The organism is Pyruvatibacter sp. (assembly GCF_040219635.1).
Classification (GTDB): Bacteria; Pseudomonadota; Alphaproteobacteria; order CGMCC-115125; family CGMCC-115125; genus Pyruvatibacter.
Genome location: NZ_JAVJSC010000003.1, coordinates 568,361 through 593,467 on the forward strand (window position 1 = coordinate 568,361; position 25,107 = coordinate 593,467).

Annotated in this window: 22 protein-coding genes; 12 read left to right on the forward strand and 10 right to left on the reverse strand. The window is 57.0% G+C overall.

The window, feature by feature from the left end; translation table 11 throughout:
• Positions 1-5 precede the first annotated feature (5 nt).
• Together RIB87_RS06125 and RIB87_RS06130 are read right to left on the reverse strand one after the other, a co-directional pair.
• Positions 6-2,225, reverse strand: coding sequence for a xanthine dehydrogenase family protein molybdopterin-binding subunit (locus RIB87_RS06125; protein WP_350144602.1), 2,220 nt, complete (start codon positions 2,223-2,225; stop codon positions 6-8).
• 12 nt (positions 2,226-2,237) lie between these two features.
• Complete coding sequence (locus RIB87_RS06130; RefSeq protein WP_350144604.1) at positions 2,238-2,693, reverse strand: (2Fe-2S)-binding protein; 456 nt, start codon at positions 2,691-2,693, stop codon at positions 2,238-2,240.
• Between the two features lie 198 nt (positions 2,694-2,891).
• On the opposite strand from RIB87_RS06130, the gene RIB87_RS06135 reads away from it, so the two are divergent.
• Positions 2,892-3,560 carry a glutathione S-transferase family protein gene (locus tag RIB87_RS06135; RefSeq protein WP_350144606.1) on the forward strand — a complete coding sequence of 223 codons (669 nt, stop codon included), beginning with the start codon at positions 2,892-2,894 and terminating at the stop codon, positions 3,558-3,560.
• A gap of 65 nt (positions 3,561-3,625) precedes the next feature.
• Here the strand turns inward: RIB87_RS06135 and RIB87_RS06140 are convergent, their stop codons facing one another.
• Together RIB87_RS06140 and RIB87_RS06145 are read right to left on the reverse strand one after the other, a co-directional pair.
• Positions 3,626-4,900: a cytochrome P450 gene (locus RIB87_RS06140; protein WP_350144609.1), complete on the reverse strand. Its 1,275-nt coding sequence runs from the start codon at positions 4,898-4,900 to the stop codon at positions 3,626-3,628.
• A 183-nt stretch (positions 4,901-5,083) separates the two neighbouring features.
• Positions 5,084-6,148, reverse strand: a complete 1,065-nt coding sequence (locus RIB87_RS06145; RefSeq protein ID WP_350144611.1) for a metal-dependent hydrolase — start codon at positions 6,146-6,148, stop codon at positions 5,084-5,086.
• Between the two features lie 302 nt (positions 6,149-6,450).
• Here RIB87_RS06145 and RIB87_RS06150 point away from each other — a divergent pair, with 302 nt between their 5' ends.
• Entirely contained in the window at positions 6,451-7,662 is a 1,212-nt protein-coding gene (locus RIB87_RS06150; RefSeq protein ID WP_350145586.1) for an acyl-CoA dehydrogenase family protein, read from the forward strand.
• Between the two features lie 132 nt (positions 7,663-7,794).
• Here the strand turns inward: RIB87_RS06150 and RIB87_RS06155 are convergent, their stop codons facing one another.
• The 5 genes from RIB87_RS06155 to RIB87_RS06175 are packed head-to-tail and all read right to left on the reverse strand — an operon-like array spanning position 7,795 to position 12,586.
• Positions 7,795-8,508, reverse strand: a complete 714-nt coding sequence (locus tag RIB87_RS06155; protein WP_350144613.1) for a PEBP family protein — start codon at positions 8,506-8,508, stop codon at positions 7,795-7,797.
• A gap of 33 nt (positions 8,509-8,541) precedes the next feature.
• Positions 8,542-9,642, reverse strand: a complete 1,101-nt coding sequence (locus RIB87_RS06160; RefSeq protein WP_350144615.1) for a fumarylacetoacetate hydrolase family protein — start codon at positions 9,640-9,642, stop codon at positions 8,542-8,544.
• A gap of 10 nt (positions 9,643-9,652) precedes the next feature.
• Entirely contained in the window at positions 9,653-10,105 is a 453-nt protein-coding gene (locus RIB87_RS06165; RefSeq protein WP_350144617.1) for a DUF6640 family protein, read from the reverse strand.
• 10 nt (positions 10,106-10,115) lie between these two features.
• Positions 10,116-10,904, reverse strand: coding sequence for an SDR family oxidoreductase (locus tag RIB87_RS06170; RefSeq protein WP_350144619.1), 789 nt, complete (start codon positions 10,902-10,904; stop codon positions 10,116-10,118).
• On the reverse strand, positions 10,901-12,586 hold the full coding sequence (locus tag RIB87_RS06175; RefSeq protein ID WP_350144621.1) for an FAD-dependent monooxygenase: 1,686 nt from the start codon (positions 12,584-12,586) through the stop codon (positions 10,901-10,903). Before RIB87_RS06175 ends, RIB87_RS06170 begins: the two co-directional genes overlap by 4 nt.
• A gap of 109 nt (positions 12,587-12,695) precedes the next feature.
• On the opposite strand from RIB87_RS06175, the gene RIB87_RS06180 reads away from it, so the two are divergent.
• From RIB87_RS06180 to RIB87_RS06200, 5 genes are all read left to right on the forward strand, one after another.
• Complete coding sequence (locus RIB87_RS06180) at positions 12,696-13,358, forward strand: TetR/AcrR family transcriptional regulator (protein ID WP_350144623.1); 663 nt, start codon at positions 12,696-12,698, stop codon at positions 13,356-13,358.
• Positions 13,359-13,550: 192 nt separating this feature from the next.
• Entirely contained in the window at positions 13,551-13,964 is a 414-nt protein-coding gene (locus RIB87_RS06185; RefSeq protein WP_350144625.1) for a hypothetical protein, read from the forward strand.
• A gap of 74 nt (positions 13,965-14,038) precedes the next feature.
• Positions 14,039-15,043: an alpha/beta fold hydrolase gene (locus RIB87_RS06190; RefSeq protein ID WP_350144627.1), complete on the forward strand. Its 1,005-nt coding sequence runs from the start codon at positions 14,039-14,041 to the stop codon at positions 15,041-15,043.
• A 149-nt stretch (positions 15,044-15,192) separates the two neighbouring features.
• A complete protein-coding gene (locus RIB87_RS06195) occupies positions 15,193-15,801 on the forward strand; it encodes a CPBP family intramembrane glutamic endopeptidase (RefSeq protein WP_350144630.1) in 609 nt (202 codons plus the stop codon).
• 491 nt (positions 15,802-16,292) lie between these two features.
• Complete coding sequence (locus tag RIB87_RS06200; protein WP_350144632.1) at positions 16,293-17,093, forward strand: AbiJ-NTD4 domain-containing protein; 801 nt, start codon at positions 16,293-16,295, stop codon at positions 17,091-17,093.
• Positions 17,094-17,105: 12 nt separating this feature from the next.
• Here the strand turns inward: RIB87_RS06200 and RIB87_RS06205 are convergent, their stop codons facing one another.
• Positions 17,106-19,448, reverse strand: coding sequence for a hypothetical protein (locus RIB87_RS06205; protein WP_350144634.1), 2,343 nt, complete (start codon positions 19,446-19,448; stop codon positions 17,106-17,108).
• Positions 19,449-19,846: 398 nt separating this feature from the next.
• Here RIB87_RS06205 and RIB87_RS06210 point away from each other — a divergent pair, with 398 nt between their 5' ends.
• From RIB87_RS06210 to RIB87_RS06230, 5 genes are all read left to right on the forward strand, one after another.
• The gene (locus tag RIB87_RS06210; RefSeq protein WP_350144636.1) at positions 19,847-20,614 is read left to right on the forward strand and encodes an HNH endonuclease; all 768 of its coding nucleotides are present in this window, start codon (positions 19,847-19,849) and stop codon (positions 20,612-20,614) included.
• 156 nt (positions 20,615-20,770) lie between these two features.
• Positions 20,771-21,409, forward strand: a complete 639-nt coding sequence (locus RIB87_RS06215) for a hypothetical protein (protein ID WP_350144638.1) — start codon at positions 20,771-20,773, stop codon at positions 21,407-21,409.
• A 352-nt stretch (positions 21,410-21,761) separates the two neighbouring features.
• Positions 21,762-22,613, forward strand: a complete 852-nt coding sequence (locus RIB87_RS06220; RefSeq protein WP_350144640.1) for a hypothetical protein — start codon at positions 21,762-21,764, stop codon at positions 22,611-22,613.
• 87 nt (positions 22,614-22,700) lie between these two features.
• Positions 22,701-22,910, forward strand: a complete 210-nt coding sequence (locus tag RIB87_RS06225) for a helix-turn-helix domain-containing protein (RefSeq protein WP_350144642.1) — start codon at positions 22,701-22,703, stop codon at positions 22,908-22,910.
• Entirely contained in the window at positions 22,907-24,961 is a 2,055-nt protein-coding gene (locus RIB87_RS06230) for a phage/plasmid primase, P4 family (RefSeq protein WP_350144644.1), read from the forward strand. Before RIB87_RS06225 ends, RIB87_RS06230 begins: the two co-directional genes overlap by 4 nt.
• Positions 24,962-25,107: the final 146 nt, after the last annotated feature.

Consider the following 25,107-nt stretch of genomic DNA (forward strand, 5'->3'; position numbering starts at 1 on the left):
CCCCTCTAGACCGAGAAAGACTGACCGGCAAGCGGCAGCTTGCGCGGGCGGATGCCGGTTGCATTGAACACCGCGTTGGCAACGGCCGGTGCGATCGGCGGCGTGCCGGGTTCACCGCCGCCGCCAATATCGTCCGGTGCGCCATTGATGATCTCGACAACGATGTCAGGCGACTCGAACATCCGCAGCATCTGGTAATCGTGGAAATTGCTCTGCTCCACGGCCCCGTTGCGAATACTGATTTCACCGTAAAGCGCCGCCGTCAGCCCGTAGATGATGCCGCCCTCGATCTGCGCGGTGAACCCGTCCGGGTTCATGGCAAAGCCGGGGTCGGCACAACAATAGACCTTCTTCACCGTTGGCGAGCCGCTGCTCATGTCCACATCCGCGACCATTGCCACAATGGTGTTGAACGAGCGCACAAGTGCAACGCCCCTGCCGTGGTTCGCCGGCATGGTGCTGCCCCATCCGGACATGTCGGCGGCTTTCTTGAGAATCGTCGCAAAGCGTGGCGAGTTACCCAGCATGGAGAGCCGGAACGCGACCGGGTCCTGGCCCGCCGCGTGCGCCATCTCATCAACAAAGGATTCAACGAAATAGCCGTGCTGGCTGTGGTCCACCGAGCGCCACGCCCAGAACGGCAGCGGCAACTCAACATCGTTGATGGCCCGAACCCGCTGTGCAGGTATGTCGTAATAGGGCACGAAGGCGGCATCCGCAGGATCGTTATGGAACAGGAAGATATTGTCCCAGCTCAGCGGTTTGCCGTTCTCATCAAGGCCCGCCCTGAAACGGCTGGTTGTCGCGTTTCGGTAGGCAGCTTTTTGCGTGTCTTCCTCCCGCGACCAGATCATCTTGACCGGACCGTCCACCTCTTTGGCAATGCGCGCCGCCATGGTGACCATGGCGGCATCCGAACGCCGGCCAAAGCCACCGCCCATATGCAGCAGATGCACGGTCACATCATCCACGCTCACATCAAAGGCCTCCGCCGCTGCGGTGCGGCAGCGCAGCGGTGACTGCGTGCCAATCCAGACTTCCACCTGCCCGTCATGCGCCCATACCGTGCAGTTGATGGGCTCCATGGCAGCGTGTGCCAGAAACGGCACCTGATACTCAGCCTCAACCTTGGTTGCAGCACCTGCAAACGCTTCTTTCGTGTCGCCAACAGACACAAGACCGTCGCCGCCGTCCTCGCCGGCTTCATTGAGTGCGGCATCAAACATCGCAAACATGCCGGCCTGATCAAGCGTGTCTGTCGCCGTGGTTGTATAGGTTGCGTTGAGCGTGTTCGCCGCCTGCTGTGCGTGCCAGTAGCTGTCAGCAACCACCGCCGCGAACTCACCAAGGTTCAGCACATGAGTGACACCGCGCATGGCGCGGGCTTCAGCAGCATCGAGCGTCGCGATTTTTGAACCGGGAACCGGTGGTGCCAGCACAGCCGCATAGGTCATGGTCTGACCGGGCACCTGGGCATCAATGCCAAACAGCGCCGTGCCGTCCACTTTGGAGGGGATGTCCAGACGCACGGCGGATGTACCCATCAGCTCAAACTCGTCAATGGATTTGAGTTTGGGTTTAGCCGGCACACTTTGCCGGGATGCTGCGGCCGCAAACTGCGCATAGTCGGCTTCATTGCCGCTGGCCGCATGATAAAGGCGGCTCTTGCGCGTAGTGATTTCACTCGCCGGAACGCCCCACTCATGCGCGGCTGCGCCAACAAGCATTTCACGTGCCGCGGCACCTGCCGTGCGCATACCCAACTGGCCCGTGGACCGAACGGAAAAACTGCCACCGGTCAGATAAAGGTCCATGGACCCGGCAAGCTGCTGGAAAATCCCGTCAACCGTGGGCTCCAACCAGCGACCCGGATCAAGTCCGGGCGCCACAAAATGCCGTGCCATGTCACCGCCGACATAATCACCATTCGCGGGCGCGGACATAACGTCCATCTTGTCCCAATCGGCGTCCATTTCGTCGGCCAGCATCTGGGCGAGAGTGGACAGTGCGCCCTGGCCCATATCCGTATGCGGTGCAATGGCCGTCACCACATTGTCTTCGCCGATCTTCACCCACGCATTGACAAGCTGCTCGCCCTCGCGCGCGGCACCGTTCTTGGCAAGCTCGCCAACCGGGTTGCCGGGACGGATGGCAACGCCCACCACAAGCGCCGTACCCCCCACAAGACCTGCACCAATAAACCCTCGCCGGGACCACTTGTTCATGTTGCCGCTCCCTTATGCGCGCGCTGCGGCTTTGATGGCCGCGCGGATGCGTGGATAGGTGCCGCAGCGGCATATGTTGCCTGACATTGCAGCATCGATGTCGTCGTCGGTCGGGTTTGGATTGTCGCGCAGCAAGGCGGCTGCCGACATCAACTGGCCTGATTGGCAGTAACCGCATTGGGGCACCTGCGCATCAATCCAGGCCTGTTGCACTTTCGCCAATTTGCCGTCTTCATCCGGCAGGCCTTCGATGGTGGTGATCTCCAGACCTTCAGCAACTGAAATAGGCGTAGTGCATGAGCGCACCGGCTGACCGTCAAGATGCACCGTGCACGCCCCGCACATGGCGATGCCACAGCCAAACTTGGTGCCGGTCATCGCCAACTCTTCGCGCACTACCCACAAAATGGGCATATCCGGGTCCACGTCCAAAACCTGTGGTTTACCGTTAATCGTCACATTGATCATGGGATAAGTGTCCTCCCGACACGAAGCCCACCATGGAGCTTCGACAGCCGCCAATTCAAATTACGAATATGACCATAAGTCATTCTGCGGCGTGCGCAAGAGGCCACAACTGCTGCTGACCCGCAGTGCGCACTGCCAGGACAGCGCCATGGAAGATGGGTATGGTGCTGCCGTAGCAAACATCACACTCAGGAAACCATGACCATGCTGAAACTGCTCGGATTCCCCGCATCGAATTACTACAACATGGTCAAGATGGCGCTGATGGAGAAAGGCGCGGCCTATGAAGATGTGCGCGTTTATTCCGGCTCAAAAGAAGAGTTTCTGTCCAAGAGCGCCATGGGAAAGGTTCCCTGTCTTGAAACCCCTGATGGATTTCTGACCGAAACAAGCGTCATCCTCGATTACATCGAGGATGCAGTGGACGGGCCGTCGTTCTATCCCGCCGACCCCTATGAGCGCGCCCGTGTGAGGGAACTGGTCAAATACTCAGAGCTGTATCTGGAGCTGCCCGCACGCCGCTGCTACGGCGAAGCCTTTTTTGGAACCGGACCCGTTTCCCAGGAAGTGAAAGACAGCGTGCGCCCGGTGCTTGAACGCGGCTGCAGCGCCATAAAACGACGCGGTCGTTTTACGCCCTACCTCGCGGGCGACACACTGACCTACGCAGACATGGTATTCCTGCATTCCTTTCCGATGGCCGCCAGCGTCGCGCATAGCGTTTTCGACTGGAACCTGACCGAAGAACTACCCCAGGCGCAGGCCCTGCTGGAACACCTCAACCAGCGCCCGGTTGTTGCCCAAATTGCCGAAGACACGAAACAAGGCATGAAAGAGTTCCGCAAAGCATACGGCATGGCTGACTAGACCGCAGCCGCCATCCCGGCGCGAAGCACTCGCGCCACCAGCTAAAAACACCATCAAAGCAGGCGCTAAAGCGGGCGAAGCTGCACGGGAACGGACGCAATGCCGCGGATGAAATTGTTGGAGAGCCGCTCAACATCTCCCACAACCTCAACTGCGTGGAACCGCTTCATGATTTCTTCCCACAGCACGCGAAGCTGCATTTCAGCCAGCCTGTTGCCCATGCAGCGATGAACGCCGAAGCCGAATGAAACATGCTGGCGCGCATTCGGCCGGTCAATAATCAGCCGGTCCGCATCCGGAAATACCGTTTCGTCGCGATTGCCCGACAGGTACCACATCACCACCTTGTCGCCTTTCCGAATGGTCTTGCCGCCTAGCTCCACATCTTCAAGAGCCGTTCTGCGCATGTGAATGACAGGCGTCTGCCAGCGCACGGTCTCGGCCACCATGTTTGGAATAAGGTCAGGGTTTTCACGCAGCCTGGCGTATTGATCCGGATACTGATTAAGCGCCACGACACCACCACTGATGCTGTTGCGTGTGGTGTCATTGCCGCCAACAATCAACAAAATGATGTTGCCAAGCATGAGCAACGGGTCTTCACTCAAATGCCTTGTGGCCTCGCTGTGCGCCAGCATCGACACGAAGTCGAACTTTGGCGGCTGCGCAGCCCGCTCCTGCCACAGCCCGTAGAACGTCGTGGCGCACTCAATCAACGCGTCCCGGCGGGCATCCATGTCATTGGCCTCGCCCGTGACCTTGGGCACGGCAGTGGCAACATCCGACCACCGGATCAGGTCACGCCGCCTTTCATATGGAAAATCAAACAGCGTGGCGAGCATCCGCGCCGTAAGTTCTACCGACACCTTGTCCACCCAGTTGAAGGTTTCACCAACCGGCAGATTATCGAGAATGTCAGCCGCACGTTCACGGATGATCGGCTCAAGCTCTGCGAGATTTTTGGGCGCAACTGCAGGCGAGACGGCATTTCTTTGTGGGGCGTGCCGCGGTTCATCCATCGAGATAAACGAGGGGTCGCGCATGAGCTGCTCCCCATCGAGCGGCATCGGATCCACAATGGCAATGCCGCCTGCTTCAGATGAAAACACCTTGTGATTGGCATCGACCGCCTTGGTCATTTCATGACTTGTAACTGACCAGAAAGGCCCGTTATCGCTGTCGGCCAGATAGTGCACCGGAGCCTCCGTCCGCAACCGCGCGAACCACGGCCGCCAGGTATCATCCCGGAACAAATGCGGCTGGGAGACGTCAATCTCGTCAAGTGGAATACTGCTGACGTCTTGCGCAGCAGACACGCCGGTTTGTGTGGTTGCCGTCATTGACGCCTCTTTCTCGCGCAACCGCGCTGGTTGGGGTGGTTGCCGCTGCTGTGACGCGAACCGCTGGCAGCTCGCTGCATACCCTCTTGTCAAGCCTAGTCCGTAGCCCGCAGGACACTCAAGTCATCCGACGAGGCACATGCCGGAAACCGCGATCAATTTGGTGCGCACGGCGAGGAGCATTCAGCAAACCGCGCTTCGGCTGCCGCATTCCGCAAAAATGCCCGCCTCCGCCGCCCGCGCCATGGACCCGCCCCAAAAGCGATCCGCAAGCCAGTCCAGATCCTGATCGCCGGGGCCGATGCCGGCGCTGACGACCCTGGGCGGGATGACGGTCACGGTTTCATCGCGATACTCGGCAATGGCAAAGCGGAAGACATAGCCCGGCGTAAGCCCCATGCGCAGGTCAGAAACGACAATTTGCCGGTCCAGCATTTCCGTTCGGTAATACCCCCGGCTGAACCACTCGAGTTTCCTGAACGCATCGGCATCTCGCAACCCCGCCAACAGTTCAGGGTGCCGGGGATGGGTATAAATCTGCGTATCATTGCTGTCATCAAACAGCGACAGATACACATTGTGATATCTGTCCTCTCCAAGCCCCACCACCTTCCAGAGCACAGTATTCAGCGGCCCCGCAGTGGCAAAGACACGATCCACGGCTATGCCGGCATCCGCGAAAACAGCCTTGGCCCTGCTTTCAATGTGCGCCTGCACCACCGCGCCAAGGCCCATATAGCCGGTACTCAAAACCAGCGCCGCCACCAACCCGGTGCGAAACGCCCGCGACCGGCTATCTCGCGCCAGCGCCCAGATGACGACAGCGAGAAGCGGCAGCGTGTATAGAGGGTCTATGATAAACACCGAGCCCACGCCCACGGGGTCAGGATAAAACGGCCAGAAAATCCGTGTCCCATACACCGTCATGGCATCAATCATCGCGTGCGTGGACAGGCACAGGAACACCGTCAGCCACACCATCCAGCGATGATCTCGCAGCGCTTTGAACGATCGCACAAGCAGTTCGCCGATCACAGGCGCTGCTATCGCGTGAACGAAAACCGAATGCGTCCACCCGCGATGCAGCACAAACGCATCGACCGGATTGTCGAAAGGAATAAGAACGTCCAGGTCAGGCAGTGTGCCCAGCGCACCGCCGAGCAGGGCCGCCTTGCGAACCCCAAGCGTCTTGCCCAGACACAGCGTCGAAACAGCGGCACCAAGTGCGAATTGTGTGAGCGAATCCATGACGGTGATCTTGTTCCCGTGTCAGATGCAGCGCGATGCCGCGCGGGCCCTGGGCCATCCGTCGACACAAGAAGTATGCCGACTGACAGACAACATAGCTCACAACGTGTGTGTGCCGAGAAAAACGTCTGCACACGCACGCCTTGCCCGTATGGCCGGGAGCAGCGCAGTATGCGGGATCAATATTTATGGCCTGCGTTCTGTGCTCCCAGTATGGCAGGAACGCAGGCCGGACAAACTCAAGAACCACCCCGGAGGATACGCGCGTGCACTCTCAAAACCCTGACCTTTTCGATCTTGCAATGTCTGAGAAGGCACGCCCGCTTATGGACGCCGTCAAGCGCCATATCGAGCAGAACGTCGTGCCGATCAGCGAAGAGTTCAAAGCCCTCGACGCCCAAAAAGACGACCGCTGGACGTGGCATCCCCGCCAGCTTGAACTTCTGGATGGTGCCAAGGCAAAGGCGAAACAGTCAGGCCTGTGGAACTTTTTCCTGCCTGATTCTGAATATGGCGACGGCCTGTCCAATCTCGACTACGCCTATATCGCAGCCGAGCTGGGCAAATACCCGCTGGCGTCAGAGACACTGAATTGCAGCGCCCCTGACACCGGCAACATGGAAGTGCTTGAGCGTGTGGGCACCACCGCCCAGAAGGAAAAGTGGCTGAAGCCGCTTCTCGATGGGGAAATCCGCTCCGCATACGCTATGACGGAGCCGGGACTTCCGTCATCCGATGCCAAGAACATTTCCACCAGCGCGGTTCTTGAAAATGGCGAGTGGGTCATCAACGGCGAGAAGTTTTATATTTCTGGTGCCGGCGACCCGCGCTGCAAGATCATGATCGTCATGGTGAAAACCAGTCCCGACGCAGCACCACATAAACAGCAGTCGCAGATCCTTGTTCCCAAGGACACGCCAGGCGTGGAAATTCTCGAAGGCATGGAAGTGTTTGGCGAGGACCATGCGCCGCGCGGCCACATGCACATCAGGTTCAACAATGTGCGCGTTCCAGAAGAAAACATTCTGCTTGGAGAAGGTCGCGGTTTTGAAATCTCGCAGCTTCGCCTGGGCCCAGGCCGCATTCACCACTGCATGCGGTCAATCGGCAAAGCAGAGATGGCGCTGGAACTGATGGTGCGCCGTGGTGCCACCCGCGATGCCTTCGGCAAGCCGCTCATCAAGCTGGGCGGCAATCTTGAAAAAGTGTCGCGCGCGCGTATCGAAATCAACGCCATGCGCTTGGCCGTGCTGCAGGCCGCCAAAGCCATGGACGTGTTGGGCAACAAGGAAGCGCGCGTATACATCAGCGCCGTCAAGGCAATGGTGCCCGAAAAAGTCTGTCAGATCATCGACGACGCCATCCAGATCCACGGCGCCACCGGCGTTTCCCAATGGACACCGCTGGCGTCACTGTATGCCGACATCCGTCACCTGCGGTTCGCAGATGGTCCAGACGAAGTGCATCACATGGTTGTCGGCCGCGCCGAAGTGCAAAGCTACGACCTTTGGTAGCATGCGCAAATACCTGACGAGATGCTGGTTCCGCCAAGGGCACAAAGACCCGGAACCAGCATGTCGCTACGGGTTCTGCGCGACATCTATCTGATGATCGCGAAAGACCGTCAGGTCGCAGCACGGCACGTCCTATGGTGTCACACGATAGCGCCACAAAATTATGTTGTCGGTCTCAATATCCGCCGACCAGATGAGCTTTGCTGATCGGTCCCACTCAATGTCGTTATACCCAAACCGGGCGCCGATTTGTTCCGCGGTGTACTCAGTCGCTGCTGCCCAGCCGGTGTCATCAAAGTCAGCATCCTTCCAGCCGGTTGGCTCGGCGGAGACTTTGAACTTGCAGTCAACCAGTGGCTGCCGTGATTTCTCACAATCAGGGTTGAGTGGTGCTTGATGCACGACCAGACCGCGCCAATCGCTCGATGTTGTGGCAACCACATCACCACTGCGCGTCTCCGCAATCTGTGCAATGAAACCGCCATCTCCGATCTGTTGGAAGGGCGTGAAAAACTCACCCACGTAGAACAAGCCGAAGAACGAGCCGATATATTCCAGGCCACTGTCGTTCTCGACATAGTCTTTCGTCACCACGGCAATATCAAACGGGTATGATGCGCGGAACGTGAATGTCTGCGAATTGAACGAGCGGATCTCGGTCACCGGCACAATGTCTTCTACCACCAGTTCACCGTTGACGTAAAACGCAAACCAGTTGTCGGCCCAGACCGAAGCTGTGAACTCCATATCGTCGGCTGCCGCCGGGAGTCCCGCAATACCAACGGCACAAACAACGCATACGGACAATACAGCCTGCCTGAAAGACTCAGCATATCGCGCAACCATGAAAGTGATCCCTCCGGTTAGGAACGTAGCTTGCTACTCAGCTACCGTATTGACCAGCTCGCCTAGTTTATCGGCTGTGATGGTTATGGTTTCGCCTGCCTGCAGGTAACTGCCCTGCGCATAAGCGCGCGCAATCTGACGCTCAATGACCCAGTGTGTGACGGGTTTATTCCAGCCCCCCAACACCCAGTCAGCCACCCCCCTGACAATGGCCATGGTGTCCATTCCCCTGAATATCGTGCCGTCCGGCGTACCTCCGAGCACGCCCGTGCGCGCGGGCACAATGCCATTGCGGATTGGAAGCCCAACCGTCCTGTCATTGTAATCCCAGGTGACGTCGGCACGCGCTGCTGACTGCCTGAGAATCTCGTCGAAATCCCAGATGGCAAGCGACTGCCTGGCTGATTGCGCAAGCTCACCACCACGATAAAGCCGCAGATCAACGTCAGGCGCAAAGCTGCGCAGGTCGCGCGGGATAACAAAGAGGTTGCCGACAGGCAGATAGCCCGGCGCACTCTTGCCGGTCGTAAACCCGTCGCCGGAAGTAACATCAGACGCATTGAGGTTGCGCATGAGCTTTGCGCGATCCGTTACGTCGTTGCACAAAATAAGCCCCGCTTGCGCAGGCGCAGAGGTGATCTCGAAATCCTCAAGAGCGACGAAGCACAGCTCCACTTCAAAATCCAAGAGCCCGTCCCCTTTGGGGATCGGCGCGTTGAACGCAGTTGGCTCAACTTCCTTGGCAAACAGGAATGGCCCGTCTTCAACCGATGCTTCTTCGGCATGAGCCGGAAAGTTCGTCCCCACTGCAATGTGTGATGCCGTCAGGTCAACGGGTAGCGCCAGGTCTTCCACTGGCACGTCCATGGCCGGGCCATCCGCCGACGCAATCGCGTCATAGCCCTGCGCGCTGTAAAGCGTTATGGGGTCGTCCGCGCCAAAAACTGACGACAGGTTGATGCCGCCGACCTTGCCGTCAACATAGGAGGAGACCAGCATCAACTGGTACGCACCAGGTGCTCCGACCCTTGCAAATGTGAGCGCTTCATCGCGCGGCGCGATATCCACTTTCGCCGCCGCCGGGTGAGACAGAACCATCAGGATGCTCCAGATCAGAATGAAGGGGGTGCGCATATGCATTTCCTTACGCATTCAAAACCAGCCAGACACCCGCCGTATTGACGACAACAAAGATGCTTGCGCCGAACAGGTTGGTATCGACAAGATAAATCCGTCCGAGGATATTGAAGCGGAAGGGCTTGATGCCGTTCTCGTCTTTCAACGCCCCGCCATAAAGCGGCATGGTGGCCATCGTGGCAAAAAAGCTGGCGAGCCAGACATAGTTGAGCAAAGCCGCCAGCCCTATGTGCGTGGCGTAGTCCGGCGAAGGGGCCCACAGCAAATACAGGATCGCCATCGATATGCCCGCCTGGCTCAGCACCTGCCAGACCACATGAAAACGCGCATGCGGCGTCCACAGGGGATTGGTTGCATGTGTCTTGTTGAAGTCGGCAAACATCGGACCGACGGCAATGGCGAAGGCAATAATCGAAAACAGAATCCGCGGCACAAGCGTCTGGTCGTAGAAAGCATCCATGATCTTTCTCCTAGATAAGACCGGCGTATGATCCGCCGTCGAGTTGCAGGTTCTGGCCGGAAATGAACCCGGCCTGCGCGCTGCACAGGAATGCACAGGCATCGCCGAACTCCTCCGGTCGCCCCATGCGTTTTGCAGCAATGGTCTCGCAGATTTCCGCACGCGCCTCTTCGCGCGTGATGCCTTTGGCAGCCATTGCGAATTGCGCCATGCGCTCCTGCCGGTCAGTATCGAACCGTTCAGGCAACATGTTGTTGATGGTGACATTGAAAGGCGCCGCCTCAACCGACAGGCCCTTGCACAGGGCCGTCAGCCCCGACCGCGCAGCGGTGGAAAGGCCCATATAATAGTTGGGCGACTTCACCATGGCAGAGGTGATGTTGACGATGCGCCCGAAGCGCCGCTCCTTCATGCCCCCGATCACCGCCTTGATCATGAAGGCAGGGGCCAGCATGTTCGCGTCAACCGCTGCGTGCCACTCAGCCACGCCCCAGTTGGTAAACTCACCCGGCGGCGGACCTTCATTGTTCGTGACCAGAATGTCCGCATCCGGACAAGTGCGCACAAGCGCATCTCGCCCTTCTTCGGTGTTGAGATCAGCGGCAACACCCGGGACGTTTGCCTCATCAACACCAGCCTCGATGGCGACCGCACTGCGCGCGACTTCCAGGGTGTCAGCGTGTCGGCTGTTGAGTATCACCATCACCCCTTCACGAGCGAGCGCGACGGCGCAGGCGCGGCCAAGGCCCCGCGACGATGCACAGACAATGGCCTTTCGGCCTTCAAGACCAAGATTCATGAGATGCTCCCGGGCTGAACCATGAGTGCGTTCGCCAGCGCCGCGCGCAACGCGAGTTCCGGATCGTTTTCGGTGCCGGAAAACCGTGCCGCGATGTGACCGTCGGGGCGAACAAGAACCGCACCTGAGGCAGGCAGACCGGTGGCGTCACACCAGTCAAACCCGCCGTCAAAGTCACACCCCTTGCGGCGGATATCCAAATCCATACCGCCCACCTTGAACGCATCAGGTGCCTGTGGGCCCACCAACAGGGAAAAGCGGTTCATGGGCAGCAACGAATATGTCGAGGTCGTTGTCGCGCCCTGCGTCACCCAGTAGTGCGGCACATGCGCACCCACGTCCCATTGAGGATGAAACGCGCTTGTCTCAATGGCGGATGCAGCAGGCAGCGGCTCGGCACCTGGCAATGCAGCCGATGCATAGCGATACCCGATCTGCAGGTTGAAACTATCGAAGTGCGGCCGCTGGGCTTCAACCACATCAGGCAATGCGTCGATACCAGAGGGGTTTGCACACAATGCCGCGTAGTGCTCGCTTGCTTTGGTCGGGTCCAGCCCATGAAGCAGTATAAAAAGATCAATGATCTTTGCGGCGTTGGTCAGGCTTTGCTCAGAGTTGATGCGCGCAATGGGCTGACGTTCGCTTTCGTATGTATCAAGCAGGTCCAGCGATGCCTCGCCCTTGATGACAGCCGCGAGTTTCCACGTAAGGTTCTGCGCATCGCCTGCACCGGTGTTCAGGCCAAGGCCGCCGCTTGGCGGAAACCGATGCGCCGCATCGCCGACAAGAAACACACGCCCCTTGCGATAAGACGACGCAATCTGCGCCGACATCGCCCAGGAGCTGATGTTCTTGATGGACAGCTCAAGTTCAGATGCACCAACAGCGCCGCGCACCAGGGCGGCGCATCTCTGTGCATCAAAGTCGGCGAGTGTTTCGGACTGCGGATCATAGGTGTGCATCAGCACCCACGTGCGTGCGCGGTCATAGGCAATCAGGACGCCGGCATTGTCCGGATCAAACAAAAAGTAGAGCACACCAGTGCGCGCATCTGTTATCGACCGCAGATCAGCCTCGAAATGGATAGTGATGAAGTTCTCGAGAACTTCCGGCCCTTCCATTGCAATGCCAAGGGCATCCCGGGTTTGCGACCCGGCACCATCTGCTGCAATCACATAATCATAGGTGCACGTCCTGGCTATTCCCGTGGAGCAGTCTTCGATCGTTGCAATCACCCCGCCATCGACTGTTTTTATTCCCGCGCATTGGGTGCCGCGCCGCAGCCGTACCAGAGGCTCTGCGCGCACATGCGCTTCCAGAACCGCTTCGAATTTTGGTTGGGGAATATTGGAGAGCGGATATGGCGTATGGGCAAGCGCCGCATTGTCCTGCCGTTCATAAGGCAGGACGCCAAACTCAGGTCCGCTTAAAGTTCCCATGAAGCGCACCCAGCCGCCGTCGTTAGCACTTGCGCCCTGCGCTCGCAGATCTTGCGCATCTATTCCAAGGCGTTGGCAAATTTCCAGCGTCCGCGCATTCACGGCATGGGCTTTGGGTGCAGCGCCAATTTCGACGCGTCGGTCAATCACATCACACGCGATGCCGTGTCGCGCCAGCGACAGGGCCGATAGCTGCCCTGCCGGGCCGGCACCAATAATGAGTACGGGCGGATCATGCGTCATGGGTCACATACCGAGGTCAAACTGTTGAACTGAGAGCGCTCTCATTTTTGAGATACACCTCATTTATCTGGTCTGTCAACCCGGCACACGGCATACTGCGGCGTGCAGCATGGATTCGAGCCGGAGCAATGACGTGGACGACAGGTTTTTTTCAAACGCCGCCAGTGGCCTTGGCAAACGTGAAAGAACACTGGCCGCCCTGCTGGATGCGGCGGTGGATGTCATTGGGCGCAAGGGGATGGAAGCTGCGAAAATCAGCGACATGACAACCGCTGCCGGTCTCGCCAACGGCACGTTTTATAACTACTTCCAATCCAAGGAAGAGATCCTGCACAAGGTGGCGTTGGACCTTGCCATCGAGGTCAGCCGGCGTCTGGACGACCAGATGACAGGCATCAACGACGGGCCGACGCGCGTCGTCACGGCAACCTCAGGGTTCGTTGACCTGGTCCTCAACTCACCCGACTGGGCCGCGATACTGCTAGACGCGCAAGAGTACGTATCGACACCCCCTGAAGGAGCGTTTCAGCATCTCATCGCTGACCTGACGCGCGGTGTGGAGCAGGAGGTGTTCAGCACACAAATCGATGCCTTCACTCTCAGCCAGATCGTGGCGTTGATAGGCGCTGCCATCCACTTTCAGCTCAAACACGGCCGCGACCAGACCCTGACACACCGCCTGTGCATCCACATCCTGCGCCTGCTCGGCATGAGCAAACGCAACGCAGATTCGGTGACGCGCAACGCATTGGCGCGAGATATCCATATCTGAAGAAAATTGGAGCGGGCGATGACATTGGAGCTCACGACCCCACCCCAGGATTGAATTGACATTCTTAGTGCCAATTTATTAGTCTTGCGGCAAGCGCTGGACGCTGGTGCATGAGAGGCGGTTCCACCCGGCGATCAGACCTGCATCAGCAGCCAAAAGCAGGCTAGCCAGGTCGTACCTCGGAGGGGTGTAATGAAGATCGTCATACCTTGGTGGCTCACGCTCATCATCATTATTGAAACATTGCCGATGTTCATCGGTCCGGTTGTGGCATTTGCTCTGCCGGGCTTTCTGGGTGGCCCCGGGGCCGAAGAAGTGAACCAGGCCGCCTATATCTACGCCGCGCGCAACCTGGCAGTTGGCTTTGCCTTTATCATCGCATTCGCACTCAAGAGCGCTCCAATGCTCTTTATCCTGATCTTTATTCGGCTCTTCACAGACCTGATCGACCTGCCGACACTCCTGCATTTCGGCCTGTCGACCAACACCGCCCGCGTCGTGTCGATCTTCGTTTTTCTCTACTACATCCCGGCTCTTATTGCCCTGCGGTATCTCTGGAAACAGATGAGACAGACCAATGCAGAGCCAACCGCTGCGCCCGCTTAAGAGGCGTGAGCCCCCGCATAGTGATGCCCCGCGTTTAAAAGGTTGAGCACGTGAAAAGACTGATCCTGATATCCTTGGCGATAGTTGTCATCGTCGCCGCCGGCATCGTGATTGCTTTGACGCGCGATGGACAATTGGTCACTCCTGAAGGAGCGGGGACCGTCGCTATTGAGGGGAAAAACTTCGAAGCGTTTCCCCTGCCCGACTACGCCGCGAAGCTCATTTCGGACGACTACAAGAGCTACTTCATCGAGGTAGAGCCGGGCATCAAGGTGCACATGCTGGAAGTCGGGACCGGGTACCCGGTGTTCCTGATGCATGGCAATCCAACGTCAGGATTTCTCTATCGCAAGGTGGCGGACGAACTGCCGACGGACCGGCTGCGGCTGATCATGCCGACGCTGGTGGGGCTCGGGTTTTCCAGCAAGGTGCCCGCAAGCCAGCACACCCTCGACAATCACATGCGCTGGATAAATGCAGCGCTCGCCCAGTTGGATCTGACTGAACTCGTTTACATGGGCCAGGACTGGGGCGGTGCCGTCGGGCTTGGAGCTTTGAGCCGATCGCCCGGCCTGATTGAAGGCGCCGTGATACTCAACACCGGTTTCAATGCACCGACGCAGGCAGGCAGCCTGTCGAGAGCCCATGACATTGCCAAGACTCCGGTGCTTGGTGAAGTGGTGTTTGAAGGTCTTGTTTCGATCTTTGACCGGTTGCGCGATGCACAAGGTGACCCGGACTCAATTCCTGCGGAGGTGGCAGACCTCTATGGGCGTCCGGTTGTGGAAAGCGGCAACGCAAAGGCCCCCCTCGCCATGATGCGCATGGTCCCCTACAGCCCCGACGAGCCAAGCTCGACCCAGCTCAGAGACATTGAGCGCTATGTGGCCGGTCTGAACATTCCTGTCGAAATCGTCTGGGGCATTAACGATCCCATCCTCGGGCAAGTGCTGCCAAGGATGAAACAGAACTTTCCCGACGCGCCGGTGACGCAGACCCAGGGCGGCCATTTTCTGCAGGAAGAGGTGCCTGCGGAAATCGCCACAGCCTTGTTGCGCATCATTGATCAGGTTCAGTAGGGAGGAGGTCCATGGCCAAAGACCTCAGAACAGCGGTCGTGACAGGCGTTTCTTCTGGTATCGGGCGGGCCATCTCCGCGCAGCTGATCAACGATGGCTGGCATGTCTTTGGCACCAAGTAGCGCCACAGGACAGATCGGCGAAGAAAATTGAGCAACGCAACGGGTTCCAGCAACCAGCGGCTTCAACGCGCCAGGGATTTTACTGGTGACAGGCTCACGACATTCCGCGAGGTGTTTGTACGCCACGGGCTTCCGGGTGCCGCCCTTGCCCTGATTTGCCTGGCTGTGCCCGGTTTGCAGACCGCCTTTTCACACAGTCTTGCAGAAGGTATGGCGAACCCGCAGCTATACTTTCTCGCGCTCGTTGTGCTGTTTCTTGCCTTCAACGGGCATGCGTGGCTGATTGACCGGCGTTGGGACGCATCGAAACTGGGGTGGATCATCTATCTGGGCGCCCTGTCCTTCTGGGAAGAGTGGGTGTTCCGTCTGGCAGTGCCAAACCTCCTGGAAGGCTTTGGCGCATCGGTCTGGGTGGCGGCCACGCTTAGCGCCGTGGTATTTGGAGCCGCGCATTATTTCACCCTGCGGTGGAAGTGGCAGTGGTGCGTGGCGGCGTTTGTCGGCAGCCTCGCCCTGAGCCGGCAAATGGAGCTGCATGATGATCTGTTGCTCATCACCGCAATCCATTGGATCGCGACCTATCTCAATACGCCCCGCCCGCCTGCGGGGTCTGTATCGAACCAGAACCGGAAATAGGAAACTTCAAGCCGACGCAGCCGCATACTGCATCACTTGATGCCGCAAGACCCCGAAAACCGGTATCTATGATGTTGGAAAATTGGAGCGGGCGATGAGATTCGAACTCACGACCCCAACCTTGGCAAGGTTTGCATAGTGACGTTCAACGGTTTCATCACTTTGCAGGAGGTTGATGAAAAGTAGACTAGCTGGCTGTATGTATAGCTCTCTTATGGTTGGCAGAATGGCCCTGAAAGCCTCAAGTCGGGAATGTAACCGCCCAGTAACCGACATGCCGTGCATCATGGTGTCTGATAAACCCCATCGATCTACGAGTTCTGGCCGCAGTTGGATGAGCATTGAGGCTCAGTTCACTAGCCAACGGCGCGAAATGACAAAACGCGGTGGGCGGTCAGCGGCTTTCCAATAGCCGCTTCTGCATCTCGGCAATCAAGCAAAAGTAGTTATTAGGCTGGCGACTCTAAGGGCAATTCAGGTAGAAACAGGCAATGGAAAATTCCGGCTCCACTTTCTCCGGTCGCTTCGGGTACCACGCGCCTGCAGTCGAGATCACTATTCGCGAAGACGCCCCGACTTCGGTGCGCGATGGCATCTTGATGCTGGGCTACGGTGCTGACCTAGGACCGGGGGAAATGCGCGACATCCTCTGTCGGGTCTTACTGACTCGCCCCGATCAGAATAATTGGTCGGCTACCAACATTGAGCGTGAGGTCTCAGGGCTAATCGACGATGCGCCTTGGTACAAGGTCTATGACTTTGCGGAACGTCTTTACATCAAACTAGGTGCAGATGGTCATACGGGCGACCGTCAAGACTCCTTCGAAGCTCAACTCAATCAGCTCTTCCGCGAGAAGGGTGTCGGGTGGGAGATGAAAAACGGAGCCATTGTCGCTCGCGGCTCAGAAGCATTCACTCTGGCAACTGGGCACGCGACGGATGTCATGCGCGAAAGTGGGACCCCAACTGCCGCGAGCGAAATCCACGAAGCGCTTCGCGATATTTCACGCCGCCCAGATGCCGATGTAACGGGCGCAATCCAGCACGCCATGGCAGCTTTAGAATGTGTGGCGCGGGAAGTGGATGGCAGTAGCGATACGCTAGGACAGATCATCAAGCGACTTAACCTGGCTGCACCACTTGATGGTTCACTGCACCAACTATGGGGATTTGCCTCGCAGCAAGGTCGCCATATTCAAGAAGGTCGGAATCCAAGCTTCGAAGAAGCAGAGTTAGTAGTTACGCTTGCGAGCGCGGTTAGCATTTTTCTCCTTCGGCGTCGGGACGGTTGATTCAGCCGACCATCAAGCCTTATCACGCGCCATTTGCTTTTGCAGAAGCGGGCGGACGGTTGAGGTCATTTTCCCCTGCGCCCAGTTTTCAAGACCCGGAACAACAGACCCTTTGAGACTGTTGAGCGCATGATGGACCCTGACGGTCGCCGGCAGGGAGTCAGCCTCGACCAAGCGCAGGAAGAAGAAATCAAGATCACGCCATTCCTCATGTAAGAGTTTGTGAATGGCGGAAGTCAACGGCTCCGCCAAAGCGTGTTCCGCACTCAAGACGCTGCCCGCATTTCCAAGGTTTGCAATACTATGCGCTTTGAGGTTGGCCATGTTTCCACCGCGCACAAGCGGCATCCGGGCGCGGCCGACATGAAGCATAACCTCTATGTCAAGGCGCTCCTCAATTGTTTCGCCAAAAGCGGTACGGACGGACGCTAGTTGTGAGAGGATCAGCCAGGACATCATGTTGCCGTATGCAACGCCGAAATCGTCATCATCCGATAGTGGAGTGTAGTCGCCAACGACATTGCCATACACATCGAGAGCGGCTACCTCGCCGTCTTCATTAAAATGGAGGTCGCGTACGGTACCGTCTGCCATCTGAATTCCGATGGTCTTGCCAAATAGACTCTCAACGCAGGGCCGATCATTCATCAGCGATCCCATCAAGCCTAAAGGCAGGCCATTTCGCTTTCGACCGAGATCGCAAAGGGCCTGTGCGCCTACAATATCGCCGAGAAAGAAGCGGCTTGCTTGCTGAATCAGTACTCGCCAAGCCTCATCAGGCTCAGCGTTGAGGGCAACTTCGATCGTGTCGGCGAGCTCCCGCGCCAATTCGCTCATGAAAAGTTCGGGTACGCGGAAGGCAACGAGATCCTTACCGGTCGAATGCCGATAGAAGCCCACCCATCCTTCCTCCTGTAGTTTGACCGCAGCGTCCTCACCATCAGAACTGAGCGCGTCCCGCCGGATGACGAATGCGTTGGTGCCGGCCAAGGTAACTTCCGGGTTCGGGGCTTCCTCATCACAGAGCGCGTCGCGGACAATAAGGCGGTGACGGCGTGCGACATCATGGAGCGGATCGAAGCGCTCTCTCGCACTCTGAACTAGTCTGAGACCCATGGTAGCAGGAATTGCAGCAGCAACGTTTTCCTTCTCAGGTAACGCACCGCCCGCAAGGACGGAGCGAAGCACCCAGGCAGCGCGATATTCGTCAGACAGCTCCGCGCCTGGATAGAAGAAAATCCGGTTCCTGGAGAGATGTTCTCTGATCGCACTGAACTCATCATCGTCGAGGGTGTCGACTTGCACAACCTTAGCAATTGATGAGACCGCTGTTTGGCCGCGGCCCGTGCCATCGAGAAGGATGTCATCGGCGCACTCCGTGCAACCTACAAGACGGAGACCTTCGCCAAAGCCCGTCTCGGCGAGCTCCTCGAAATCGTGTGCAACCGGAGATCCGGGCTTCAATCCGTCGACGGCGAGGACAAGTGCGGGCTTGCGCGTCGACTGGGACATTCGCCTCAGCCAAGTGCGGACATCATCCGCTTCCAGCTTCCATTCCAGCGCCGCTCCCAGAATATTGGCCAGACGTTGAAAGAGACCAGGACCGGCTGTTGCGCCATTGACCATGAATATGCCCCAATCAGGCGAACAGCGCGTGGCGACCGCCAATTCGCGCAGGACGTTGCTCTTGCCAGCGAGAGGGGGCCCCTCAACGATCACCGCTTTGGTCGCGCTGTCGAATTGCGCGATGATCTCGTCCGTGGCCCTCCGGTGAAACAGCAGCTCCTCACAGAATGGCTTAAATGTATCGCCTGGTTCTCCCGTCATGCGATCGATCAATTTATCAGTGCGTTGACGCACTGCTTCAACCCAAACGCTGGTCTCTGGACCCATTAGGACCTCAATGGCCCAGCTATTGTCAGCTGCAGCCAACTTACCGATGTTGGCGAAGACCTTTTCGATAGTCGCCGCGCCATCGAGACCAAGAGGTAGTTCCTTGCCGCTATCGACCTGGCGAACCCACGTCTCGTTGCCATTGCTCACAATAACAAGAGGCGGCCTAGGAGTCAGAACTGCAGCATAGCTCTGGCCTTGCTTAAGATCCTGCGCCATTAGCGCCTTATCCGCGCGCTTAAGCTCGACAACGGCGAGCGGGTCCCCGTCATAAAGAAGTAGAAGGTCAGCCCGTCCCTCGGCCTCCCAAGCGGCAGTGCCGTCATAGTCATTATCCGTATGTCCGAGTTTGAGCTTGAGGCGCTTCTCGACCTTAAAACTCTCAGCTTTCACATGCGGAAAAGCTTCGCGGGCTAAGCCCACAACATAGGATTGCAACTGTGCTTCGGGAACGACTGTCATTCCCCTATTATAGGAATTTTAGTGGGGCAACCGCGATAAAGTTTCATCGAACACCCACCAGTGTCTTAGTTGTTTCAAGAGGCTGACAATTTGAAAATCCTTATTTAGCTGTGTGACGAACGTGTCGGGAGCAGAACCTTAACTAGCTAGAGCGCCCTGCACGCTGCAGGATTTGGCCATTTGACGATTGACCACCGGAAGGTGGACCTAGCTTGGAAGAAGCCAGGGACCTCGGCAGGGTGATTTTCATTCCGATGGCATTGGCCCAACCGGTTGCGGTACGGAGCGGGTAGCTGAGCGGCGACCCACGTTGTTCTCGAGGGAATTGAGCCCCTTAATCGAACAGTAGCGACTATCGAGGGTGTCCGTCCTTCCTAATCGAGTGAGATTCTTTGCCGATGAACAGAAAGCAATTCATCCAGTCCAATGGAGCGGAGTGTGCGAACTGGACATGGAGCTGGTCTTTTGTGAACCACGCCAACAAAATGGTCATATTTGGACTGTGGGAACAGTATGACCACGGGGGCTTGGGCTTACTGATGGCGAAGGACTGGGCCATCAGCAACCGGGGAAGAAAGCAACCAGGGTATGCGCAAGCCGTGCATCATCTCAACTTAGTCGCGGACAAAGGCTACATACTGTTTACATTTCCTATCCGGCCCAAGTTTGGTGTGGAAAAGCGTGACACCCTCGAACCAACCAAGATATCCAGTTTCAAGCCGGAGTTGACGCAGAAAGTTCTTATTGTCCTAGGCGGCGGTTGGTACGCAGCGCCCGCTGGACAATCCAGCATCCCAGACGAGGAAGTCAGCTCCGGCGAGCTCCTTTTTGAAGGAGCTGTCCAATCGACTACTGTGAACGCTTACGAGCGCAACGCTGGAGCTCGCCAAATGTGTTTGGATCATTTCGGACACACCTGCTGCGTATGCGCATTTGACTTCGAGCACGTCTATGGAGAGCTGGGAGCGGACTACATCCATGTTCACCATATCATTCCGCTCAGTGAAATAGGGGAAGAGTACGCGATTGACCCCACAGCAGATTTGGTGCCGGTATGCCCGAACTGCCACGCGATGATCCATAGGACACGCCCAGCCCTGACCATAGAAGAACTAAAATCGCAGATAGAAAAGGCCTCTCCTGCGCATGGTCAGCATCGAGGGTAGAATACCAAATTAGTAGGCTAGGAATCACAACTTCCATACAATTCGTGTACAGACTGTTTCTAGCTATATGTGGTTTTGTCAGAGCGCGCCTCTACTCTTATTGCCTAGCGTGAAATCTAGAGCACAGCTTCGGCTCCAAAATCGAAAGTCACTTTGATGTCTATTGAACCATATGAGCCATGGGTGGGTAGCAGCTATGGAAAGGGCATCAATGGGACGCGCGTAATGCTAGTGGCGGACTCCCACTACGTTACGGAGGGCGAGAAGCGACATAAGAAGTCCAGCCATACGACGGACATTGTCAAATGGTGGGTCCTAAAACAGAAGAATGGTAAATCGAACAAGCATCCACCTGAGACGCCGCTGTTTTTTAGGCGGCTAACAGAGGTGGTACAAAGCGGACTTGATTTTCAAGCCACTGAACCTGAGATCTGGGATCGCCTAGCGTTCTATAATTTCATCCCTGAGCCGATGGGCACGGCTACCAGCATACCTTCCCGCCGCCAGTTTAAGGCAGGAAGAGATGTCTTTCGCAAAGCCCTCGACAGCATCACGCCAGAACCAAACGTAATCCTAGTTTGCAGTATGAGGTGTTGGGACTGGATGGAAGCGGAAGAGCTCAAGGTTCTAGAAACTCACCCAAAAAGGCGTTGGGCTTATCGCATCGGCGAGAGCGTGGCCGGGCCGATGCATCACCCGAGCTACTGGAACAGATCTGGAATGGCAAACCCTGCTAAGAGCTGGAGCAATGTACTGCAAGAGCTCGCGTCTTTTTCAAAGGCTCCAGCCCCTTAGGACTCTCGCAGCGGCCTGTAAGGAAGTCCCCTTCCTGGCTTCGCGAGATAAAAGTATGTCCCGCCGTTGCATTCCATATTCGGACACCTGCCACGTCTGTTGATCAGCGTGGCATGAGGACCATGCAATTTCTCGAGCATCTCGTAGGAAACTCGGAGCTTGAGAGCACACCGGCTGCAGCGCGCGTAAACCGGTACACTGGCAGCTTTCATTTCAGCGATGGTTTGGAGGGATCGTGGCCAGATGACCGTGAGGTTTCGCATGGCTATCATGGTGACTACTGTGCTGTGCAACCTCAACCACGCGATAGGTAAAAGCGTACACTCCTAGCCCCTGGAAAGTTGGTGCAGCGATGGCCAAACCCCCAAAACTTACTCAAGAGCCGCCGAGCTACCTGCCGGAACCTTCGGAAGATGACTATTGGGATTGGGTCAAACGCGAATTCGAGGACAACTGCGTGACCATCGAATCGGTGCGGCTGGAAACAAGAAAGGACGCGATCGGAATACGGACGAGCCAGAAGAAATGGCAATCCACATCGGCGTCGGAGTTTCCATATGTGGAGCTCAATCCTTCAGAGAAGGAGCTCAAGAACAAGCCCAAACTGGGCAAAATCAGCACAAAGCATCACATGTACATTCTCCACAATGAAGCTCACGACGCAGAGTATCTCGCCGAACACCTGGCATTCGCCCGTTCGCTGATCGATGAAATTTCAGAACAGATTGAGAAACGCGTCGCGACCCCAAAACTGCTCAAGCAGTTGAGTGGGTTCAATTACTCAGTCGGCATAATCATACACGCGTGGACGAACGAGCAGTCCGACATGTCAGCAACCAGACGAAGCGAACAGGCGAAAGAGGCCGACACAGTTCATCGCAAAAGGTGGTTGGCTCACTACGTCCTGCGAGAATTCAAGCACCGACAACGCAAGGCGGCGGATGATGCGTTCGAACGGTTGGTGAACCGGCTTGTCTTTACAGCCCCGCGAGACCTCACCAATGCGGAGTTGGAAGCCGTAACCATGAAGGGACGCCCTTGGTTCGCGGCATATTTGGGGATCGAAGATATCGGAGCCCACGAATATGGGCTTCTGAGTGACACTTACCGACAAAAGAAAATCAAGAAGGCCATGTTGGAAGACTTCGCGACGCAATCGACCAAAGACCTACCGTCCTTCAACTTGGAAATTCCCCGGTCCTAGAAGCGGGGAATACCCATCATCCAACTCCTGACAATTTCTCCGTTCGTGCGGCCGATGGTCGGCTGCCTGAACTTCGGAGAAATGGTCATGAAAACGGCTAAACAAGACCCATCGGTGCTGTATGGCACTATTCCCAACGTAGCAAAACTTCTGGGTATCAAGGAGCACGCCCTCCGGCGTGCGGTGAACAAGGGGCTCATCCCCTTCTACACACCGTTCGGGTCTCGCCGCTACGTGCGGCTTGATGAGGTGCAAGCCTTCATTCAGGCACACCGCTGCCTGGGAGGTGCGCTATGAAGTTGCGTCCACTTGAACAGGGCATAGACGATTGGCGAGAGAGTCGGATACCAATCGTTCCCTTCAAGCCCAGGCTGAAAGAACCTTCAGAAAAAGGCTTTCTTGGATACACCTCCAACCCGGCAAGTCGACAGCGAATTGACGAATGGAAAGCGAAGTTTCCCGATCACAACATCGCTGCGGTCATGGGAAGCAAGATTGCCGACGGCTGGCTGATCGCAGCAATTGATATTGACGACGAGGTCTGGGTGAATGTCATAAAGGCCCTATTCCCGAATTTCGTCAGTGCTAAACGCGGAAAGAAAGGACTGACGATCTTTGTAAAGGTCCGCACCGGGCTGAACATCAAATCAACGTCGTTCCAAAGTGTAAGCGTTTTTGGCGGTGTGGACTTTCTGTTCAACGGTAAGTGTTGCCTTGTTCCGCTGTCAATTCATCCGGAAACAGGCAAGCCATATGAGTGGATTGGCAAGCCGCTCTATGAATGCTCACCGGATGAAATTCCCGAGTGTACCAAGCGCCACCTCGACATTATCAAGGCGACAGTTACCTCCGCCCAATCGGCCATCGTTATCAGTGGCACAGGCACACATGATGCTGGACTCGCATTGGCGGCCGAACTTGTGAGGGCCGGTGCAACGGATGAGGAGATCAAAGCGATGTTCGCGGCGCTCCTGCCAACAGACTATTCCGGGAATTCGTTGGACGAGCTCCCGGAATGGATTGAGAGCGCTCGTCGCAAAGGATTTGATTTACTAGACGACAATACCCCACCGCGCGACGAGCACATCGCGCGTCTGGTCGAAGAAGAGCTTGGCTTGATCGCTTATGTCGAAGGGCACGGCTTTCTTCAATACGAAGAAGGCCACTGGCAGAGCCTACTCGACAGCCTCATTGATCAGGTGTCGAAGAAGCACATAGTGGCCGGCGGTGGCAGATCGTATGCGAGTTCCTTGCTGCGACCGGTGCGTACTTGCCTGTCACTAAATGTGCTTCGGCCCAAGTTCGGTGAACACAGCGGGCTTATCTGCTGCAACAACGGTACACTTGATGTTCGGACTGGCGAGTTGCTCGAGCACTCTCCAGACCATGAACTTCGATATCGTCTAGACATCGACTACGACCCCAAAGCCGAGTGTCCCACCTACGACAAGCTCATCAACGATACACTGAAGGGACATGCTGGGTGCATCAGGCTATTCGATGAGTATGCTGCGCTCACGTTGATCCCGAACATGCGTTTCCAGGTTGCATTATACCTTGTCGGTGAAGGGGGTAGTGGCAAGAGCACCTTGCTGAGAGTTGTGGAGATGGTTCACGATCCCGATGCGGTCAGTACGACCCCGCTTGATAAGGTCGACGACGAACGGCACCGAACCGACATTGCCAACAAATTGGTTTGCATCAGCTACGATGTGCAAACTCAGTATAAAATCTTTGGTGAGACTTTCATCCGCATCACCGGCGAGGACTCAATTACGACCCGGCGGCTCTATCAGGAAGTCGATAGCCGGGTTCGGCCTTCAGTCCGTTTCATCGGCTCAATGAACCCAGAGATGCCCGGGTTTATTGCAGCACCGGACGCCCTGAAGCGGCGACTGTTGTTAGTGCCCTGCGGTCCTCGTGTCGAAGACCCCGATCCTGACCTCTTCGACAGACTTAAAGCTGAGAAAGCCGGCATTCTCGCGCGCTATGTCACGGCTCTTAAACGGCTCCTGAAACGAAAACGCTTCGATATCCCTGGCTGCGTCAGGGACGAAGTACGGGAGTATGTCAGCTACCAAGACGCCTTTGATGCCTATGCGGCAGAACGACTTCGGCGCAGCGAAAGTACAACTCCGGTGGCCGAAATTGCTCTGGATTTCAACGATTGGGCTGATCGGCATGGCGAGAAGCATCTCAGCACTTTCGTGGTTGGTCGCAAGCTCAAACGGCTGGGGTTCACCGGAGGCCAAGAGCGGCGCGATAGGGGGCAAGGCAGCACCAATACAAGGGTGGTGAACGCCGAGATTACGGTGCCCCGCCGGAGCCGGACGAGCCCCGAATTCTAGATGGCCGTAACAGTGTCACAGTCCCAAACCCGCATTGAGCAAGACCCAAGAGGGGGAGGGGGGTATCCACCCTCCCCCTCCCCTCAGTGGTGCCGTCAACCTCAGTTCTGCGTTGTGACACCGTGACAGCGCTCTTTGGTAGACGC

What these genes read in the sequence shown, in the direction of transcription:
- RIB87_RS06125 (WP_350144602.1), bottom strand. Translation starts at nt 2,225, where the DNA reads ATGAACAAGTGGTCCCGGCGAGGGTTTATTGGTGCAGGTCTTGTGGGG.
- RIB87_RS06130 (WP_350144604.1), bottom strand. Translation starts at nt 2,693, where the DNA reads ATGATCAATGTGACGATTAACGGTAAACCACAGGTTTTGGACGTGGAC.
- RIB87_RS06135 (WP_350144606.1), top strand. Translation starts at nt 2,892, where the DNA reads ATGACCATGCTGAAACTGCTCGGATTCCCCGCATCGAATTACTACAAC.
- RIB87_RS06140 (WP_350144609.1), bottom strand. Translation starts at nt 4,900, where the DNA reads ATGACGGCAACCACACAAACCGGCGTGTCTGCTGCGCAAGACGTCAGC.
- RIB87_RS06145 (WP_350144611.1), bottom strand. Translation starts at nt 6,148, where the DNA reads ATGGATTCGCTCACACAATTCGCACTTGGTGCCGCTGTTTCGACGCTG.
- RIB87_RS06150 (WP_350145586.1), top strand. Translation starts at nt 6,451, where the DNA reads ATGTCTGAGAAGGCACGCCCGCTTATGGACGCCGTCAAGCGCCATATC.
- RIB87_RS06155 (WP_350144613.1), bottom strand. Translation starts at nt 8,508, where the DNA reads ATGGTTGCGCGATATGCTGAGTCTTTCAGGCAGGCTGTATTGTCCGTA.
- RIB87_RS06160 (WP_350144615.1), bottom strand. Translation starts at nt 9,642, where the DNA reads ATGCGCACCCCCTTCATTCTGATCTGGAGCATCCTGATGGTTCTGTCT.
- RIB87_RS06165 (WP_350144617.1), bottom strand. Translation starts at nt 10,105, where the DNA reads ATGGATGCTTTCTACGACCAGACGCTTGTGCCGCGGATTCTGTTTTCG.
- RIB87_RS06170 (WP_350144619.1), bottom strand. Translation starts at nt 10,904, where the DNA reads ATGAATCTTGGTCTTGAAGGCCGAAAGGCCATTGTCTGTGCATCGTCG.
- RIB87_RS06175 (WP_350144621.1), bottom strand. Translation starts at nt 12,586, where the DNA reads ATGACGCATGATCCGCCCGTACTCATTATTGGTGCCGGCCCGGCAGGG.
- RIB87_RS06180 (WP_350144623.1), top strand. Translation starts at nt 12,696, where the DNA reads ATGGATTCGAGCCGGAGCAATGACGTGGACGACAGGTTTTTTTCAAAC.
- RIB87_RS06185 (WP_350144625.1), top strand. Translation starts at nt 13,551, where the DNA reads ATGAAGATCGTCATACCTTGGTGGCTCACGCTCATCATCATTATTGAA.
- RIB87_RS06200 (WP_350144632.1), top strand. Translation starts at nt 16,293, where the DNA reads ATGGAAAATTCCGGCTCCACTTTCTCCGGTCGCTTCGGGTACCACGCG.
- RIB87_RS06205 (WP_350144634.1), bottom strand. Translation starts at nt 19,448, where the DNA reads ATGACAGTCGTTCCCGAAGCACAGTTGCAATCCTATGTTGTGGGCTTA.
- RIB87_RS06210 (WP_350144636.1), top strand. Translation starts at nt 19,847, where the DNA reads ATGAACAGAAAGCAATTCATCCAGTCCAATGGAGCGGAGTGTGCGAAC.
- RIB87_RS06215 (WP_350144638.1), top strand. Translation starts at nt 20,771, where the DNA reads ATGTCTATTGAACCATATGAGCCATGGGTGGGTAGCAGCTATGGAAAG.
- RIB87_RS06220 (WP_350144640.1), top strand. Translation starts at nt 21,762, where the DNA reads ATGGCCAAACCCCCAAAACTTACTCAAGAGCCGCCGAGCTACCTGCCG.
- RIB87_RS06225 (WP_350144642.1), top strand. Translation starts at nt 22,701, where the DNA reads ATGAAAACGGCTAAACAAGACCCATCGGTGCTGTATGGCACTATTCCC.
- RIB87_RS06230 (WP_350144644.1), top strand. Translation starts at nt 22,907, where the DNA reads ATGAAGTTGCGTCCACTTGAACAGGGCATAGACGATTGGCGAGAGAGT.